Raw genomic sequence first — 16,770 nt, forward strand, 5'->3', positions numbered from 1 at the left:
CCCATGGATATCCCGCTGCAACCCAAGAACGATCTCGAATACCTGCTGACCGAGCTGCATGCCGGCGAGATCGACCCCGAAACCTTCGCCCAGCGCCTGCTTCACTTGCAGGTGTTCATGCCGGTGCAGGACGAGAAACACGCCATCGCCGGCTTCCAACGCTCCACCCAGGCCCAGCCCCTAGTGCTCGAGGCCGACGACGGCAGCGCCGTGCTGGTGCTGTTCTCGGCGCCGGAGCGGGCCAAGGTCTTCATGAGCGACTTCCCCGGCTACAGCGGCGGCCTGCTCACCGAGTTCTCCTGGGTGCTGCGGCGCATGGCCGACAACGTCGGCATCGCGCTCAACCCCGGCATGGAACTGGGCATCGACTTCGACACCGACATGATCGCCATGATGCTGGCCCTGCTGCCGGAGGAGGGCAAGGCATGAGCGAGTTCCACACCTTCCAGCGGCCGGACGTCGCCAAGCTCGGGCCCCAGGTCGGCGAGGTCTATTCCGCCGCGCACAACCGCTACGACGAGGGCGCCCGCTACAGCTACAGCGACCAGGCCCACGACCTGGTGCTGTTCTGGGCCGGCCCGACTCGGACCGAGATCGAGGGCCTGCGCGACCAGCCGGTCGAGGTCGGCCTATTCAGCCACGGCCCCGCGGCCTTCCTGCTCTACAAGATCCAGAACGTCTGCGAATGGTCGGACGTCGCTTTCAACGTCCAGCTCGTGCCCGAGGCCGAGCGCGAGCTGCCGGCCGAGCCGCCCGGCGAGCGCGGCCGCTTGCGCATCACCCTGGTCAACGCCGACGACGGCATCGTGGTGGCCAAGCGCCTGGTCTCGCTCGACAAGGTGATGACTCAGGCCCTGCGCCACGTCATGCAGGAACAGGCGGCGCAGCCCTTCAACCGCCTGCTCTACGACGCCGCCGTGCAGGAGGTGCACGGTCGCTTCGCCGACAGCGACGCCATGGTGCAGGCGGCCGAGGTGGTCGAGGCCACCCTGGGCTGATGCCGTCCCCCGCCGCACTCGACGCCTTCGTCGCGCTGCTTGGCCCCGACCGGGCCCGCAGCGACGCCGATACGCTGACTCTCTACGCCCAGGACGAAACCCCGGGCCGCTGCCTGCCCGAGGCCGTGCTCTTCCCCCACTCGCATGAAGAGGTGGCCGCCATCGTACGCCTGGCGCTCGAACACCGGCTGGCCATCACCCCGCGCGGCGCCGGCTCCGGCAACGTCGGCGGCGCCCAGCCGACGCCGGGCAGCCTGGTGCTCAGCTTCGAGTGCATGAACCGCGTCCTCGAATTCAACCCGGCCGACCGCCTGATCGTGGTGCAGACCGGCGTGGTCACCGACGACATCGACCGCCTCGCCCGCAGCGCCGGCCTGATGTATGCGCCCGACCCCGGCAGCAGCGCCTACTGCCGCATCGGCGGCAACCTGGCGATGAACGCGGCCGGCCCGCGCGCGGTGAAATACGGCGTCACCCGCGACCACGTGCTGGCCCTGCGCGCGGTGACCGGCGCCGGCCGCGAGCTGCGTACCGGCGCCCGTACCAGCAAATACGCCACCGGCTACGACCTCACCCGCCTCCTGATCGGCTCGGAGGGCACCCTGGCCCTGATCACCGAGGCCACGCTCAAGCTGGTGCCGGCGCCCGAGCGCACCGCCTCCTTCCGCCTCTGCTACGCCAGCAACACCGCCGCCTGTGCCGCTGTGTCACGGGTGATGCAGCAGCCGGTGGTGCCGAGCGCCCTGGAATTCATGGACCGCCGCTCGATCGAGGCCATCCGCAACTACGGCGCCGCCGAAGGCCTGCCGCCCGGCACCGAGGCCGTGCTCATGGTCGAGGCCGACGGCCCGGCCGAGGACATCCCGCGCCAGGTCGCCGCGCTGGAGAACGCCCTGCAGGGCGAAGGCCTGCTCGAACTGCAGACCGGCTTCACCCCGGCCGAGATCCAGACCCTGTGGACCGCGCGCAAATCGCTGTCGCACGCGGTCAAGAAAATCGCCCCGCTCAAGATCAACGAGGACATCGTGGTGCCGGTCTCGCGCCTGGCCGAACTGGTCGCCGCCATCGACGCCCTCGGCACCCTGCACCGACTGCCCATCGTCAGCTTCGGCCATGCCGGCAACGGCAACCTGCATGTCAACCTGATGGTGCATCCGGACGCTGCCGAGGAGATGGCGCGCGCCGAGAGCTGCCTCAAGGAACTGGTCGAGACCGTGCTGCGCTTGGGCGGCACCCTGTCCGGCGAGCACGGCATCGGCACCAAGAAACGCAAATTCATCCCGCTCGAAATCGAGCCCGAGACCCTGGGCCTCATGCGCGAGCTCAAGCGGCTGTTCGACCCCCAGGGCATCCTGAATCCGGGCAAGAAACTGCCGGACTAACCCTTTCGAGTTGATCCCATGTCCGGACTATTGCTCTATTGCCGCGGCGGCTTCGAAACCGAGTGCGCCCGCGAGGCGGAAAGCTACGCCTTCGAACTCGGCATCGACACCGAGGCCGAGGCCCTGCCCGGCGGCGGCGCCGTCTTCCTGCCGCTGCCGGAAGAGGCCGCCGACGAACTGGCCGCCCTGCCCTTCTTCCGCTGGGTGTTCGCCCGCCAGTGCCTGCGCGTGATCGGCCACGTCGGCAACCTGCCCGAGCGCGACCGCACCGGCCCCATCGCCCTGGCCGTGCCGCCCGCCGCCTATTGCGAGCTGTGGCTGGAGGCGGCCGACACCGAGGCCGGCAAGCCGCTGCTGCCCTTCTGCCGCAAGTTCGCGCCCTATCTGGAAAAGGCCCTGATCGAGCGCAAGGTCAAGCTCGGCAGCCCGCGCGGCCCGCGCCTGCATGTCTTCTTCACCGACAAGCAGACCGCTTGGCTCGCCACCAGCGAACCCGGCAACGCCTCGCCCTGGCCGCAGGGCATCCCGCGCCTGCGCTTTCCGCACGAGGCGCCCAGCCGCTCGACCATGAAGCTGGCCGAGGCCATCCACGTCTTCCTCGACCAGCAGGACCAGCAGCGCTACCTCAAGCAGGGCCTGCGCGTGGTCGACCTCGGTGCCGCCCCCGGCGGCTGGACCTGGCAGTTCGCCAGCCGCGGCCTCAAGGTCACCGCCGTCGACAACGGCCGCATGGACAAGAAGCTCATGGCCGAATACGACGTGACCCACGTGCAGGACGACGGCTTCCGCTACCGCCCGGTGAAACCGGTGGACTGGATGGTCTGCGACATGGTCGAGCAGCCGGCGCGCATCGCCCAACTGGTCGCCAAGTGGCTGGCCGAGGGCTGGTGCCGGCGCAGCATCTTCAACCTGAAGCTGCCGATGAAAAAACGCTACGAGGAATACCTGCGCTGCAAGGCCCTCATCCAAGACACCCTGCGCAAGGCCAAGGTGCCTTACCGGCTACGGTTCAAGCAGCTGTATCACGACCGGGAGGAAGTGACGGGGTATCTGGAACGGCGGGAGTGAGGACGTAGGCTGCACTCCGTGCACCGTTGAACCGTGCGTGGAACGCACCCCGCAACTGGGGTAACATTTCACGGCATGGGATACCGCCTGACCGAACATGCCAGATTGGAAATGCAGCGCCGGCGTGTCTAACACTTGGGCCATAGCCTAGGTGGCTAGCGCAACTCCAACGCCAAATACCCCAATAGATGCTTATTGGCCATACCAGCCCTTCGTGTCAAATCGCCGCTTCGTTAGTCTCGCCGGTGCGGATGCGCACCACCTGCTCGACGTTGGTGACGAAGATCTTGCCGTCGCCGATCTTGCCGGTGCGGGCGGCGTTGACGATGGCCTCGATGGCGCCGTCGACCTGGGCGGCGGCGACCACCAGTTCGATCTTCACCTTGGGCAGGAAGTCGACCACGTATTCGGCGCCGCGGTAAAGCTCGGTATGGCCCTTCTGCCGGCCGAAGCCCTTGACCTCGGTCACGGTGAGGCCGGTGACGCCGATGGTGGACAAGGCCTCGCGTACCTCGTCGAGTTTGAACGGCTTGATGATGGCTTCGATCTTTTTCATGGTTCTCTCCTGAATTTGTCTTTCTCAGATTAACGCAGTTTTTTCATTCGTGGATCAAGCTTGCCGAGCAAACGAGCCATGCTCAATAGCGCGAGCCCATTCTTGGTCGAACCTTCCCTCATCCCAACCCTTCTCCCTGAGGGAGAAGGGCTTTAACTTCCCTCTCCCTCTGGGAGAGGGAGCGAGGGTGAGGGACAGCGGAGCATCACCTGAAGGGGGCCCGGTACTTGTTGGTAATAGGATACCGCCGATCGCGGCCGAAGCCACGCCTGGTGACGCGAATGCCGGGCGGGGCCTGGCGGCGCTTGTATTCGGAGAAGTCGATCAGGCGCACGACCTTGCGCACGGTGGCCTCATCAAAGCCCTCGGCCACGATCTCGGCTGGCGAGCGGTCGAGCTCGACGTAACGCTCCATGATCGCGTCCAGAATATCGTAGGGCGGCAGGCTGTCCTGGTCGACCTGGTCGGGTTTGAGCTCGGCGGAGGGCGGCCGGGTGATGATGCGCTCGGGGATGACCGGCGACAAACTATTCCGGTAGCGCGACAGCGCCCAGACCAGGGTCTTGGAGATGTCCTTCAGCACGGCATAGCCGCCGGCCATGTCGCCGTAGAGCGTGGCGTAGCCGGTGGCCATTTCGCTCTTGTTGCCGGTGGTGAGCACCAGCTTGCCGAACTTGTTGGACAGCGCCATGAGCAGGACGCCGCGGATGCGGGCCTGGATGTTCTCTTCGGTGGTGTCGGCGGCCCGGCCGGCGAATTCGCCCGCCAGTTCGGCCAGGAAGGCGTCGAACATGGGCTTGATCGGCTGCACGCTGTAGTGGATGCCGAGGTTCTTGGCCAGCTGCTCGGCGTCCTGCAGGCTAATGTCGGCGGTGTAGCGCGAGGGCATCATCACCGCGTGCACCCGCTCGGGGCCGAGGGCGTCGGCCGCCACCGCCACCGTCAGCGCGGAGTCGATGCCGCCGGACAGGCCGACCAGGGCCCCGGCGAAGCCGTTCTTGCCGATGTAGTCACGCACGCCGACCACCAGGGCCTGGTAGACGCTGGCCTCGATGCCGGGCCAGTCGTGCCACTCACCCTTGGGCACGCCGTCGTTCAATTCGACCAGGTGCAGACCTTCCTCGAAGGCCGGGCACTGCGCGGCAATCTTGCCCTGGGCGTCGACGGCGAAGGAGCCGCCGTCGAAGATCAACTCGTCCTGACCGCCGACCATGTTGAGGTAGATTAGCGGCAGGCCGTTTTCGAACACGCGGGCATGGGCCACGGCGTGGCGCTCGGTCTGCTTGCCGACGTGGAAGGGCGAGGCGTTGAGCACCAGCATAACCTCCGCGCCGGCGGCCTTGGCCTGGGCCATGGGCTCGGGGAACCAGATGTCTTCGCAGATATTGATGCCGAAGCGAATCCCGTCGACCTCGAACACGCAAGGCGCACTGCCCGGGCTGAACGTGCGCACCTCGTCGAACACGGAATAGTTGGGCAGTTGCTGCTTGCGGTAGACGCCGAGGGTTTGGCCGTCGCGCAGCACGGTGGCGGCGTTGTAGCGGCGGCCGTCGGCCATCAAGGGGTGGCCGACCACGACGGCCAGGCCCTGGGGCAAGTGGCGGGCCAGGCCGGCGAGCACCCGGGCATTCTCGGCATAGAAGTCGTCGCGCAGGGCCAGGTCTTCCGGCGGGTAACCGCAGAGGGCCAGTTCCGGGGTGAGCAGCAAGGCGGCGCCGGCCACGGCGGCCTGGTCGGCCAGATCGGCGATGCGGGCGGCATTGCCTGCCAGATCGCCGACGACGGGGTTGAATTGGGCTAGGGCGATTCGGATCATGCCCAATGATGCCTTGCAGCACGCGCGCCTTCAAGCAATCGCTTAGCGCAAATAGGCCTCGGTCGCGTAGCGCCGCATCATGCGCTGGCTGTTGAAGTAGGCGGCGTTCTTGCTGATGGCACCCTTCATCACGGCGACCCAGCCGGCGCGGTTGTCGTACCACAGCGGCAGCACCACCTGTTCCAGCTTGTCGTAGAGCATGGCCGCATCGCCGCCGTTGGCATTAGTGTTGTCGTCGCCGATGGCCCAGCCGGTCACGCCCTCGATGCAGCCTTCCAGCCACCAGCCGTCCAGCACCGACAGTTGTGGCACGCCGTTGAAGGCGGCCTTCATGCCGCTGGTGCCCGAGGCCTCCAGCGGCCTGAGGGGGGTGTTGAGCCAGACGTCGGCGCCCGAGACCATGGCAAGCGCCGTCGCCATGTCGTAGTTGGGCAGGAAGGCCATGGGGATGATCCCGTTCAGTTCGCGCATATGGCCATGCAGCGCCTCGATCAGGCGTTTGCCCTCGGCATCCTTGGGATGGGCCTTGCCCGCCATGACCAACTGGAAGGGCCGCTTGCGGGCAATGGCCTTCAGCCGCTCCAGATCGGCGAACAGCATCTCCGGGCGCTTGTAGGCGGTCATCCGGCGGGCGAAGCCGAGGATGGGCTGGTCGGGATCGAGGGCCACGCCGGTGCGCTGCTGCACCGTGTCGATCAGGTCCCGCTTGCACTCGATGTGGGCCTGCCAGATCTGCTCGTCGGGAATGCGGTCGGCCCGCGCGAGCAGTTCCGGCTCGTGGCACCAGCCCGGCACGTTGGCGTCGTAGAGGGCGCCGAAATGCAGATTGGTCCAGGTGGACGAATGCACCCCGTTGGTGATGGCATGCACGGCATAGCCAGGGAACAGTTTCCTGGAGGTTTCGGCATGGCGCTTGGCCACGCCGTTGACGAATTCGGAGAGGTTCAGCGCCAGTTGCGTCATGTTCAGCCGATCCTGCCCGGCCAACAGCTTGATGGTGGCGAGGTCCAGCAGATCGCCATAAATCTGTTGCACCCGATCGTAAGCGAACTTGTCGTGGCCCGCCTCGATCGGAGTGTGGGTGGTGAAGACGCACAGGTCGCGCACCCGCGGCACATCGTAGCGGCTCTCGCCGGGCCGTAGCTCCTCGGGGGCATAGGCATACCGCCGCAACAGGGCCAGGGTGAGAAAGGCCGAGTGGCCCTCGTTCATGTGGTAGCCGATCACTCTGAAACCCAAGGCCTGGAGCATGGCCACCCCGCCGACGCCGAGCACCATCTCTTGCTTGATGCGGTAGGCCTCGTCGCCGCCGTAGAGATAGTGAGTGATATCCCGGTCCTGGTGGTGATTGACCGGCAAATCGGTGTCCAGCAGCAATACGGGAATACCGCCGCCGGTGCGCGAGCGGGCCACATAGAGCCAGCCACCCACCCAGACCTGGCGGCCCTCCAGGTTCAGGGCCACGGCGGCATCGAGCCGGCTGGCATGGTGACTGGGCTCCCAGGCATCTGGGTGCTCGACCTGCCGGCCGGCCGCATCGATCTCCTGGCGAAAGTAGCCGGCCCGGGAAACCAGGGTCACCGCCACCATGGGCAGGGCCATGTCGGCCGCCGCCCTCAAGGTATCGCCGGCCAACACGCCCAGGCCGCCGCTGTATGTCGGGATATCGTTGACCAGCGCGATCTCCATCGAGAAATAAGCGATCCGAGGCTGGTGGATGAAGTCGTCGATGGAGAAACGGGCATTCGGCATGATTCGCTTTCAAGTCCGCGCGGTTGACCGGACACACGCTAAGCCATGCGAGCGCATGCGGTGAATGTGCCTTATCAGGGGAAAACGCTAATGTATATATAGTATCTCCAGGCCACTTCGGCCCTGCCCAAGGTCCCATACCATGGACAACGCCATCCTGATCATCAACGCCGGCTCCTCGAGCCTGAAGTTCGCCCTCTATCGGGTAGAGCCAGGGCCAAGCTTCGAGCCCTGGTATCGCGGCATCATCGAGGAGATCGGTGGCGCTTCGCGCATGCGGGTGAGTCTGGCACCGACCGCCGAGGAGTTGCTCGACCAGCCGCTTGCCGCACGCGACCACGACGAGGCCATATGGGAAATGCTGGCCTGGCTGGCGCCGCGGCTCGACGGTCTGGATCTCATCGCCGCCGGCCACCGCGTGGTGCACGGCGGCGCCGAGCACGCGGCGCCGGTGCGCGTCGACGAGACCGTGCTGACCAAACTGGAACGCCTGATCCCGATCGACCCGCTGCACCAGCCGCACAACCTGGCCGGCATCCGCGCCCTGCTGCAGGCCCGGCCCGGGTTGCCGCAGGTGGCCTGCTTCGACACCGCCTTTCACCGAACCCTGCCCGAGCTGGCCCAGCGCTTTGCCCTGCCGCGCGAACTGCATGACGCCGGCGTACGCCGCTACGGCTTTCATGGCCTGTCCTATGAATACATCGCCTCGGTGCTGCCCGACTATCTGGGCGATCGGGCCGAAGGCCGGGTGATCGTCGCCCATCTGGGCAACGGCGCCAGCCTGTGCGCCATGCAGAACCGGCGCAGCGTCGAGACCACCATGAGCTTCACCCCGCTCGACGGCCTGCCCATGGGCACCCGCTGCGGCGCCATCGATCCGGCGATCCCGCTCTACCTCATGCGCGAGCAGGGCCTGGATCTCGCTGCGGTATCCGAGCTCCTGCACCAGCGTTCCGGCCTGCTCGGCCTGTCGGGCACAAGCTCCGACATGCGCCAGCTACTGGAAGGCGACACGCCGGCGGCGCGGCTGGCGGTGGCACACTTCGTCTATCAGGTGGCCAAGGCAGTCGGCGCCCTGGCCGTGGCCCTGGACGGCCTGGACGCCCTGGTCTTCACCGCCGGCATCGGCGAGCACGCGGCGCCGGTGCGGGCAGCGATCTGCGCCCGGCTGGGCTGGCTCGGCCTGACGCTCGATCCGGTGGCCAACGCCGCGCATGGCCCCTGCATCAGCCAGCCCGACAGCCCGATCGGCGCCTGGGTAATCCCCACCGATGAAGAACTCGTGATCGCCCGCCAGACATACGCCCTGGCCGCGGCCTGAACGCCGCTTCATCGTGCGGTAAAACAGCTCGCCTATAGTGTGGAAGGCGCAGCAACCCGGGCCGCCCGGGGCCGATTGCTGCCGCAACCACCCCGTCACGAACCGAGGCCAGAAGATGAACCAGATCAGCCGCAACCCCACTCCCCTGCCAGCCGAGGAATTGAACCGCCTGCATGCCTTCTGGCGCGCCTGCAACTACCTGGCGGCCGGCATGATCTACCTGCAGGACAACCCCCTCCTGCGCGAGTCGCTCAAGCCCGAGCACATCAAGCGGCGCCTGCTCGGCCACTGGGGCGCGAGCCCGGCCCTCGCCTTCGCCTACACCCACTTGAACCGCCTGATCGTGCAAGACGATCTGAACGCCATCTTCCTGGCCGGCCCGGGCCATGGCGCCCCGGGCGTGCTGGCGCCGGTCTATCTGGAGGGCACCTATGCCGAGATCTATCCCAACAAGGGCGAAGACGTGGAAGGCCTGCGCCTGTTCTTCAAAGAGTTCTCCTTCCCGGGCGGCATCGGCAGTCACTGCACACCGGAGACCCCGGGCTCCATCCACGAGGGGGGCGAGCTGGGCTATTCCATCGCCCACGCCTTCGGCGCCGCCTTCGACAACCCCGATCTCCTGGTGGCGGTGATGGTGGGCGATGGCGAGGCGGAGACCGGACCGCTGGCCACCGCCTGGCATTCCAACAAATTCCTCAACCCCATCCGCGACGGCGCGGTGCTGCCCATCCTCAACCTCAACGGCTACAAGATCAACAACCCCACCCTGCTCGCGCGCATCAGCCACGAGGAATTGCAGCAGCTGTTCCAGGGCTACGGCTGGACACCCCACTTCGTCGAAGGCGACGACCCGATGACCTTGCACCAGACCATGGCCGCCACCCTGGAGGCCTGTGTGGCCGAAATCCGCTCCATCCAGCGGCTGGCACGCGCCAGCGGCATACCGGAGCGGCCGCGCTGGCCGATGATCGTGTTGAGGACGCCAAAGGGCTGGACCGGGCCGAAGCAGGTGGACGGCCACAAGGTCGAGGGCTATTGGCGCGCCCACCAGGTGCCCCTGGCCAGGGTACGGGAGGACCCGGCGCATCTGCAGCTGCTGGAGGACTGGCTGCGCAGCTACCGGCCGGAGGAGCTGTTCGATGCGAACGGCCGCCTGGTGCCCGAGCTCAGGGCCCTGGCGCCCCGGGGCAAGCGCCGGATGAGCGCCAACCCCCACGCCAACGGCGGCCTTTTGCGCCGCGCCCTGCGCCTGCCGGACTTTCGCGCCTATCGCGTCGAGGTGGCGGCACCAGGTGCCAGCGAAGTGGAGAACACCCAGCCATTGGGCGAATTCCTGCGCGACATCCTGCGCCAGAACCCGGACAATTTCCGGGTCTTCGGCCCGGACGAGACCACCTCCAACCGCCTGAGCGCGGTGTATCAGGCGAGCAAGAAGACCTGGCTGGCAGACCAGCTGCCGGAGGATGCCGACGGCGGCGAGCTGGCGGCCGACGGCCGGGTGATGGAGATGCTGTCCGAACACACCCTGGAAGGCTGGCTCGAGGGCTATCTGCTCACCGGCCGGCACGGCTTCTTCTCGACCTACGAGGCCTTCGTCCACGTCATCGATTCCATGTTCAACCAGCACGCCAAATGGCTCAGCATCGCCGAGCAGATTCCCTGGCGGGCCCCGGTGTCCAGCCTCAATCTGCTGATCACCTCCACCGTCTGGCGCCAGGATCACAACGGCTTCACCCATCAGGACCCGGGCTTTCTCGACCTGGTGGTGAACAAGAGCCCCTCGGTCACCCGCATCTATCTGCCGCCCGACGCCAACTGCCTGCTGTCGGTGGCCGACCATTGCCTGAGGAGCAGCAATGACGTCAATGTCATCGTCTGCGACAAGCAGAGCCATCTGCAATATCTCGACATGGATGCCGCCATCCGCCACTGCACCAAGGGCATCGGCATCTGGGACTGGGCCAGCAACGATCAGGGGAGCGAGCCCGACGTGGTCTTGGCCAGTTGCGGCGACGTGCCGACCCAGGAGGCCCTGGCGGCGGTGTGCCTGCTGCGCGAGCACTTCCCGGCATTGAAGATCCGCTTCGTCAACGTGGTGGATCTGTACCGGCTCACCCCGGCGAGCGAACATCCACACGGCTTGAGCGATCGCGACTTCGACAGCCTGTTCACTCTGGACAAGCCGATCATCTTCAACTTCCACGGCTATCCCTGGCTGATCCATCGCCTGGCCTATCGCCGCAGCAACCACCGCAACCTGCATGTGCGCGGCTACAAGGAAAAGGGCAACATCAACACGCCGCTGGAGCTGGCCATCCGCAACGAGATCGACCGCTTCTCGCTCGCGATCGACGTGATCAACCGGGTGCCCGGCCTCCTGGTGGCCGGCGCCCATGTCAAGGAAAAGCTCAGGGAGCTACAGATCGAGTGCCGTAATTATGCCTATGCGCACGGGGTCGACCAGCCAGAACAGGCCGGATGGACCTGGCCGCAAGCGAAGCACTGAGGGCGCAACCACCACCGAAACGGGCGATCGAGCCCGAACTGCCGCAAGCTTGCCAACGGCTGGCTTTTCATCTGCCGGCGGGCTGGCTATGCTGTCGACTTAACCTATGGCAAATGATCCATCCATGGAAAGATTCTCGATCGAATCGGTGCAGATCACCAGCCAGTCGTTCACGGCACTGGAAAACCTGAACGTCGCCATGGGCCACCATGCCAATTGGCTGAAGGATTTCATCCGCGGCCTGCTCTGCAACGAGGACCACCACGAGCGCGATCTCGACGAAAATGCCCACCACCTGTGCCAGTTCGGCCAATGGTATGACGGCGACGGCAGGCTGCTGTTCCGCAACGAGCCCCTGTTCGAAGACCTGGAAGACCGGCACAAGACCATGCACGATGCCGCCCGCGTGCTGATGCGGGCGCACCGCGCCGGGCAGCCGGTCAACCCGCAGGACTATGATCGTTTCATGGATCTGGCGATCAATTTCCAGATGGAGGCGCGCCAGTTCCAGTACACCCTGTTGCAGCGGGTGTGCGCCATCGACCAGCTGACCGGCACCGGCAACCGCTATGCCATGTTCCACCGCTTGATCGAGGAAAAGGAGCGCGCCGGCCGCACCGAGCACCCCTGCGTGATCGCCCTGATGGACCTGGACCGGTTCAAGCAGGTGAACGACGAGCATGGCCACATCACCGGCGACCTCGCGTTGAAGAGCGTGTCCGATTTCCTCGTCCGCTCACTGCGCAAATACGATTCGATCTTCCGCTTCGGCGGCGAAGAGTTTTTGATCTGCCTGCCCAACACCGACCTGAAGACGGCGGAGAAGCGGCTGAATCACCTGCGCGAGGGCCTGGCCGAATTGGACATTCCGACCAGCAATGGGCAGACCATCCGCATGACCGGCTCGTTCGGCGTCGGCTACCTGCGCTCGGGCTTCCCCATCCAGGATTCGATCCAGCACGTGGACGAGGCCCTGTACAAGGCCAAGGAAAACGGGCGCAACCGGGTCGAGGTCGCGCTCTAGCAGGCTGTTGAAAAACGTAGCGAGGATGGCCAGATGCAAGGCGCACGGAGCACAGCGACCGAGAAAACGAACGAAGTGAGTTTCGGCGTAGCCACATATCAAGCAGATAGGCGAGGGAGCGAAAACGAAGTTTCGGCGTAGCCAAAACGAAGTTTCGGCGCAGGCTGACCTCGGCGCCGCCGAGGTTAAGCGAAGCGGCCGAAGCCAACACCGCGCAACGCCGCAGATGGCCCACCGCAGTAGTTTTTTCAACGGCCTGCTAGGCTTCGGTTCCGCGTTTCGCTTCCAACGCCTCCCAGCGGGCGAGCAAATCCAGCAGTTCCGCCTCGATGGCGCCGGCGCGCGCGTTCAGCGCCTTCACCTGTTCCGGCCGATCGCGATAGATCGCCGGATCGGCCAGACTCTCCGCCAGCTGCGCCTGCTCGGCCTCCAAGGCTTCGATCCGGCCGGGGATGGCCTCCAGCTCCTTGTTCTCCTTGTAGCTCAGGCCCGGCTTGGCCGGCTTGGGCTGGGCCTTTTCCGGCTTCGCCGCGGGCCTGTCGGCCCTGGGCTTCCCGACGGCGGCCTCGCGCCCGGCCCGATAGCGCAACCAGTCGTCGTAGCCGCCGGCGATCTCGGTCAGTCTGCCCTCGCCCTCGAACACGATGGACTGGGTGACCACGTTGTCGAGGAAGGCGCGGTCGTGCGAGACCAGCAGCACCGTGCCCGGGTAGTCCTGCAACAGCTGTTCGAGCAGCTCCAGGGTGTCGATGTCGAGGTCGTTGGTCGGCTCGTCCAGCACCAAGAGATTGGCCGGCCGGGCGAACAGCCGGGCCAGCAGCAGGCGATTGCGCTCGCCGCCGGACAGCGCCGAGACCTTGGCCCGTGCCCGTTCGGCCGGGAACAGGAAGGACTCCAGATAGGAAATCACATGCTTGCGCTCGTTGCCGATCTCGACGTAATCGGAGCCGGGCGCGATGGTGTCGATCAGGGTCTTCTCGTCGTCCAGCGCGTTGCGGAACTGGTCGAAGTAGGCGACGTTGAGATTGGTGCCCTGGCGCACTTGGCCGCTGTCGGGCTTGAGCTCGCCCAGGATCAGGCGGATCAAGGTGGTCTTGCCGGCGCCGTTGGGGCCGATCAGGCCGATCTTGTCGCCGCGCAGGATGCGGCTGGAGAAATCGCGAATCAGCGTGCGGCCACCATAGCCGTGCGTGACGTGCGTGAGCTCGGCCACCAGCTTGCCCGAGCGCTCGCCGGTATCGAGCGCGAACTCGACCTGGCCGATGCGCTCGATGCGCGCCGCCCGTTGTCGGCGCAGGTCTTCCAGCCGGCGCACCCGGCCCTCGTTGCGGGTGCGGCGGGCCTCGATGCCCTTGCGAATCCAGGCCTCCTCCTGCTTCCAGAATTTGTCGAACTTGCGGTTGTGCACCGCCTCCACTTCCAGCTGTTCGGCCTTGGCCCGCTGGTAGGCGGCGAAGTTGCCCTGGTAGCTGCGCAGCTGGCCGCGGTCGAGCTCGACGATGCGATTGGCGACGTTGTCGAGAAAGCGCCGGTCGTGGGTGATGAAGAAGAGCGCGCCGGCAAAGCCGACCAGCAGTTCCTCCAGCCAGGCGATGGCCTCGAAGTCGAGGTGATTGGTCGGCTCGTCGAGCAGCAAGAGCTCCGGGTCGGCGACCAGGGCGCGGGCCAGGGCCACGCGCTTCTTCTGCCCGCCGGACAGGGTCTCGACCAGGGTGTCGGCCGGCAGGCCGAGCCGGCTCAGGGTCTCGTCGACCCGGCTGTTCAGGCGCCAGGCGTCGTGCACCTCCAGCTCATGGCCCAGGCGTTCCAGCTCGGCCAGGGCCGCCTCGTCGCCCTCGGCCACGCGATGGGTGGCGGCGTGGTAATCGACGATCAACTGCGCGGCCTCGCCCAGGCCCTCGGCCACGGCATCGAATACACGGTGGCCCGGCACGAAGCTGGGCTCCTGCGGCACATAGGCCAGGCGCAAGCCGGGCTGGCGCCAGACCTCGCCGGCATCGGGCCGGGTCTCGCCGGCGACGATCTTCAAGAGGCTGGACTTGCCGGTACCGTTGCGGCCGATCAGGCCAACGCGGTCGCCCTTGTCCAACACCAGCGAGGCCCCGTCCAGCAGCGGCCAGTGGCCATAGGCCAGTTCGAGTTTGTCCAGGGTGAGCAGGGGCATGAAAAACGAACGGGGCAGCGCTGCCCCGTCTCTTGAGCGTGATGAACAGCCGTAATTATAAAGAGCCGTGCGGCTGGCCGGCGTGGGTCCTGTCGAAAGTTTCCTGGCACTGCACGCAGCGCGCCGCGGCCGGATTGGCCAACAGACGGCCGACCGGGATGGCCTTGCCGCAATCGGCGCAGACGCCGAAGTCGGCGCTGTCCAGCCGCTGCTCGGCCGCCTCCAGGGCACGGTATTCGCGCACCTCGCGCTCCATCCGTGCCGCCGACAGGTCGGCCAGGCTGGAGGCCAGGGCCTCGTCGCTGCTGTCGCCGGGCGAGCCGCCCAGCAGTTCGCGGTACTGGTTGTCGTCGCTTTCGGCCAGCGCGGCGCGAATCTCGGCCAGCAGTGCCGCTTTACGCTTTTCCAGGGCGGCGCGAACGGCTTGTCTGTCTTGTTTGCTGAGCATGATCTTTACCTGCATTTGGCAAAAGAGATTTATATCTGAATTATGGTCCCGATCCGGCCGACTGCAAGCAGGGCTTGAAAGCCATGCCCGGGCGCATGGGATTCCCGGCGGCGCTGGGTTAAAATCGCGGCAGAACGCGGTTCCGCGTTTCTGCCCTCGTAGCTCAGTGGATAGAGCATCCCCCTCCTAAGGGGAGGGTCGCACGTTCGATTCGTGCCGGGGGCGCCACAAAAGCCTTGTAGTGCAAGAGATTACGCGGATTTCCATTAAATTCGCTTACTTTAGATTTCTCTCACTTGTCACACCACGTTGCGACAACACTGTGACAATAATCCAGTTGCCTAAGCATCCTAGGCTCTATCTCACCGCTCCCTGCCCGATTCGTGCCAGGCCTTTTGCACTGGCGACAGCAGGTACTCGGCCACGGTGCGGGTGCCGAGCAGGATTTCGGCATAGGTTTGCATGCCGGCCGAGAGCGGCAGCTTTTCGCCTTCCAGTTCCAGGTTCATCGCCTTCAGGGTAACCAGGGCCTTGTAGACGTATTGCCGGGGCCGGCCGTTGGGATCGACCGGGCCGTTGCTGGCGGTGTTGTCGGCGGCATCGGCGCTGACGTGCTCGACGGTGCCGTCGATCATGCCGTATTTCTGGAAGGGGAAGGCGGCGAACTTCAGCCGTACCTTCTGGCCGGGGCGGACAAAGCCGATGTCTTCGTTGGACACCCAGACCTCGGCGCGCAGGGTTTCGTCCTTGGGCACCAGGGTGAGCAGCACGGTGCCGGGCTGAACGACGGTGCCCGAGGTATGGGTGGCCAGGTCTTTGACCACGGCGGCCTGGGGCGCCTTGAGTTCCATGAGTGCCTGGCGGTGGGTTTGCTTGGCCACTTCCTGGGTCAGCTTGTCCAGGGCGTTGGCCACCTCGGTGCGCTCGGCATAGAGTTGGCGCCGGTAGTCGGAATTGATCTGGGTGAGTTTCTTCTCGGACTGCATGATGCCGGCGCGGGCCGATTCGATGACGTGTTCCTGGGTTCTGAGTTCCTGCTCTTTCTCGATGCGCTCGCGCCGCTTGTCGCTCAGCATCAAGGGGCCGGCGAAGCCTTCCTTGGCCAGTTTGTCGTAGGCCTTTTCCTGCTCGCGATAATGCGGCAGCACCTCGGCCAGCTTGGTGCGGATTTGCTCGGCGGCGGACAGGTCTTGCCGCGCCTTGATCAGGCGGGAGCGCTCTTCGGCCAGGGCGGCCTCCAGAGCGGCGCGGTTGGCGCGGTATTGGGACTCGGTTTCCCGGGCCAAATCCGGCGGGTCGCCAGCCACGCTGCGGAAGGGGGTGCCCGACAGTTCGGCATCGATGCGGCGCAGGCCCAACTGCTTGCGGGCGTGTTCCGCCTCCAGCGATTTGGCATCGGCATCGGTGATCAGGGTGTCCATGCGCATGAGCACCTGGCCCGCCGTCACGGTTTGGCCCTCCTTGACCAGGATCTCTTTGACGATGCCGGCCTCGGACGGCTGGACGATCTTGACGTAGGTCTGCGGCACCAGCTTGCCTTCGGCCACCGAGACGATGTCGAGCCGGCCGATGAGCATCCAAAGGATGAGGCAGCCGAGCAGAATCAGCATGGCCCAGAGGACTTTGCGGCCCATGGGGTTGGGTGATTGCGCCTGCAGGCGCAGCAGCGGCGGGGCGAAGTCGACCGGGTTTTCGACCTTGGGGAAGAGCTTGTTCAGGACATCCATTGCGGCAT

13 protein-coding genes and 1 tRNA gene are annotated in these 16,770 nt (G+C 66.0%); 8 read left to right on the forward strand and 6 right to left on the reverse strand.

What is annotated here, in order from left to right; genetic code table 11:
* Nucleotides 1-3 precede the first annotated feature (3 nt).
* Genes EL388_RS09185 through rlmM form a run of 4 tightly spaced genes read left to right on the forward strand, consistent with a single transcriptional unit; the run spans nt 4 to nt 3,448 of the window.
* On the forward strand, nt 4-429 hold the full coding sequence (locus tag EL388_RS09185; protein ID WP_126462743.1) for an SseB family protein: 426 nt from the start codon (nt 4-6) through the stop codon (nt 427-429).
* Nucleotides 426-998, forward strand: a complete 573-nt coding sequence (locus EL388_RS09190) for a hypothetical protein (protein WP_126462746.1) — start codon at nt 426-428, stop codon at nt 996-998. Before EL388_RS09185 ends, EL388_RS09190 begins: the two co-directional genes overlap by 4 nt.
* A complete protein-coding gene (locus EL388_RS09195; RefSeq protein WP_126462749.1) occupies nt 998-2,380 on the forward strand; it encodes an FAD-binding oxidoreductase in 1,383 nt (460 codons plus the stop codon). Before EL388_RS09190 ends, EL388_RS09195 begins: the two co-directional genes overlap by 1 nt.
* Before the next feature lie 18 nt (nt 2,381-2,398).
* Complete coding sequence (gene rlmM, locus EL388_RS09200) at nt 2,399-3,448, forward strand: 23S rRNA (cytidine(2498)-2'-O)-methyltransferase RlmM (RefSeq protein WP_126462752.1); 1,050 nt, start codon at nt 2,399-2,401, stop codon at nt 3,446-3,448.
* A 217-nt stretch (nt 3,449-3,665) separates the two neighbouring features.
* Here rlmM and EL388_RS09205 read toward each other — a convergent pair whose 3' ends face one another.
* The 3 genes from EL388_RS09205 to glgP all read right to left on the reverse strand — a co-directional run bounded on the left by EL388_RS09205 (nt 3,666) and on the right by glgP (nt 7,572).
* Nucleotides 3,666-4,004, reverse strand: a complete 339-nt coding sequence (locus tag EL388_RS09205; RefSeq protein ID WP_126462755.1) for a P-II family nitrogen regulator — start codon at nt 4,002-4,004, stop codon at nt 3,666-3,668.
* 205 nt (nt 4,005-4,209) lie between these two features.
* Complete coding sequence (locus EL388_RS09210; protein WP_126464066.1) at nt 4,210-5,817, reverse strand: NAD+ synthase; 1,608 nt, start codon at nt 5,815-5,817, stop codon at nt 4,210-4,212.
* Between the two features lie 45 nt (nt 5,818-5,862).
* Nucleotides 5,863-7,572 (reverse strand): alpha-glucan family phosphorylase, encoded by a 1,710-nt coding sequence (glgP, locus tag EL388_RS09215; RefSeq protein WP_126462758.1) that lies wholly within the window; start codon nt 7,570-7,572, stop codon nt 5,863-5,865.
* Between the two features lie 142 nt (nt 7,573-7,714).
* Between glgP and EL388_RS09220 the strand changes: the two genes are divergently transcribed.
* The 3 genes from EL388_RS09220 (at nt 7,715) to EL388_RS09230 (ending at nt 12,423) form a co-directional block, all read left to right on the forward strand.
* Nucleotides 7,715-8,893, forward strand: a complete 1,179-nt coding sequence (locus tag EL388_RS09220; protein ID WP_126462761.1) for an acetate/propionate family kinase — start codon at nt 7,715-7,717, stop codon at nt 8,891-8,893.
* Nucleotides 8,894-9,008: 115 nt separating this feature from the next.
* The gene (locus EL388_RS09225) at nt 9,009-11,399 is read left to right on the forward strand and encodes a phosphoketolase family protein (protein WP_126462764.1); all 2,391 of its coding nucleotides are present in this window, start codon (nt 9,009-9,011) and stop codon (nt 11,397-11,399) included.
* Between the two features lie 124 nt (nt 11,400-11,523).
* Nucleotides 11,524-12,423, forward strand: coding sequence for a diguanylate cyclase (locus EL388_RS09230; protein WP_165919116.1), 900 nt, complete (start codon nt 11,524-11,526; stop codon nt 12,421-12,423).
* A gap of 259 nt (nt 12,424-12,682) precedes the next feature.
* Here EL388_RS09230 and EL388_RS09235 read toward each other — a convergent pair whose 3' ends face one another.
* Together EL388_RS09235 and EL388_RS09240 are read right to left on the reverse strand one after the other, a co-directional pair.
* On the reverse strand, nt 12,683-14,587 hold the full coding sequence (locus tag EL388_RS09235; RefSeq protein ID WP_126462770.1) for an ATP-binding cassette domain-containing protein: 1,905 nt from the start codon (nt 14,585-14,587) through the stop codon (nt 12,683-12,685).
* Nucleotides 14,588-14,642: 55 nt separating this feature from the next.
* On the reverse strand, nt 14,643-15,035 hold the full coding sequence (locus EL388_RS09240) for a TraR/DksA family transcriptional regulator (protein WP_126462773.1): 393 nt from the start codon (nt 15,033-15,035) through the stop codon (nt 14,643-14,645).
* A gap of 152 nt (nt 15,036-15,187) precedes the next feature.
* On the opposite strand from EL388_RS09240, the gene EL388_RS09245 reads away from it, so the two are divergent.
* Nucleotides 15,188-15,263 (forward strand) — tRNA-Arg (locus EL388_RS09245).
* Nucleotides 15,264-15,397: 134 nt separating this feature from the next.
* On the opposite strand, the gene EL388_RS09250 is transcribed toward EL388_RS09245, so the two are convergent.
* Entirely contained in the window at nt 15,398-16,762 is a 1,365-nt protein-coding gene (locus EL388_RS09250) for an HlyD family type I secretion periplasmic adaptor subunit (RefSeq protein ID WP_126462776.1), read from the reverse strand.
* Nucleotides 16,763-16,770 lie beyond the last annotated feature (8 nt).

This window comes from Sulfuritortus calidifontis (assembly GCF_003967275.1).
Taxonomy (GTDB): domain Bacteria; phylum Pseudomonadota; class Gammaproteobacteria; order Burkholderiales; family Thiobacillaceae; genus Sulfuritortus; species Sulfuritortus calidifontis.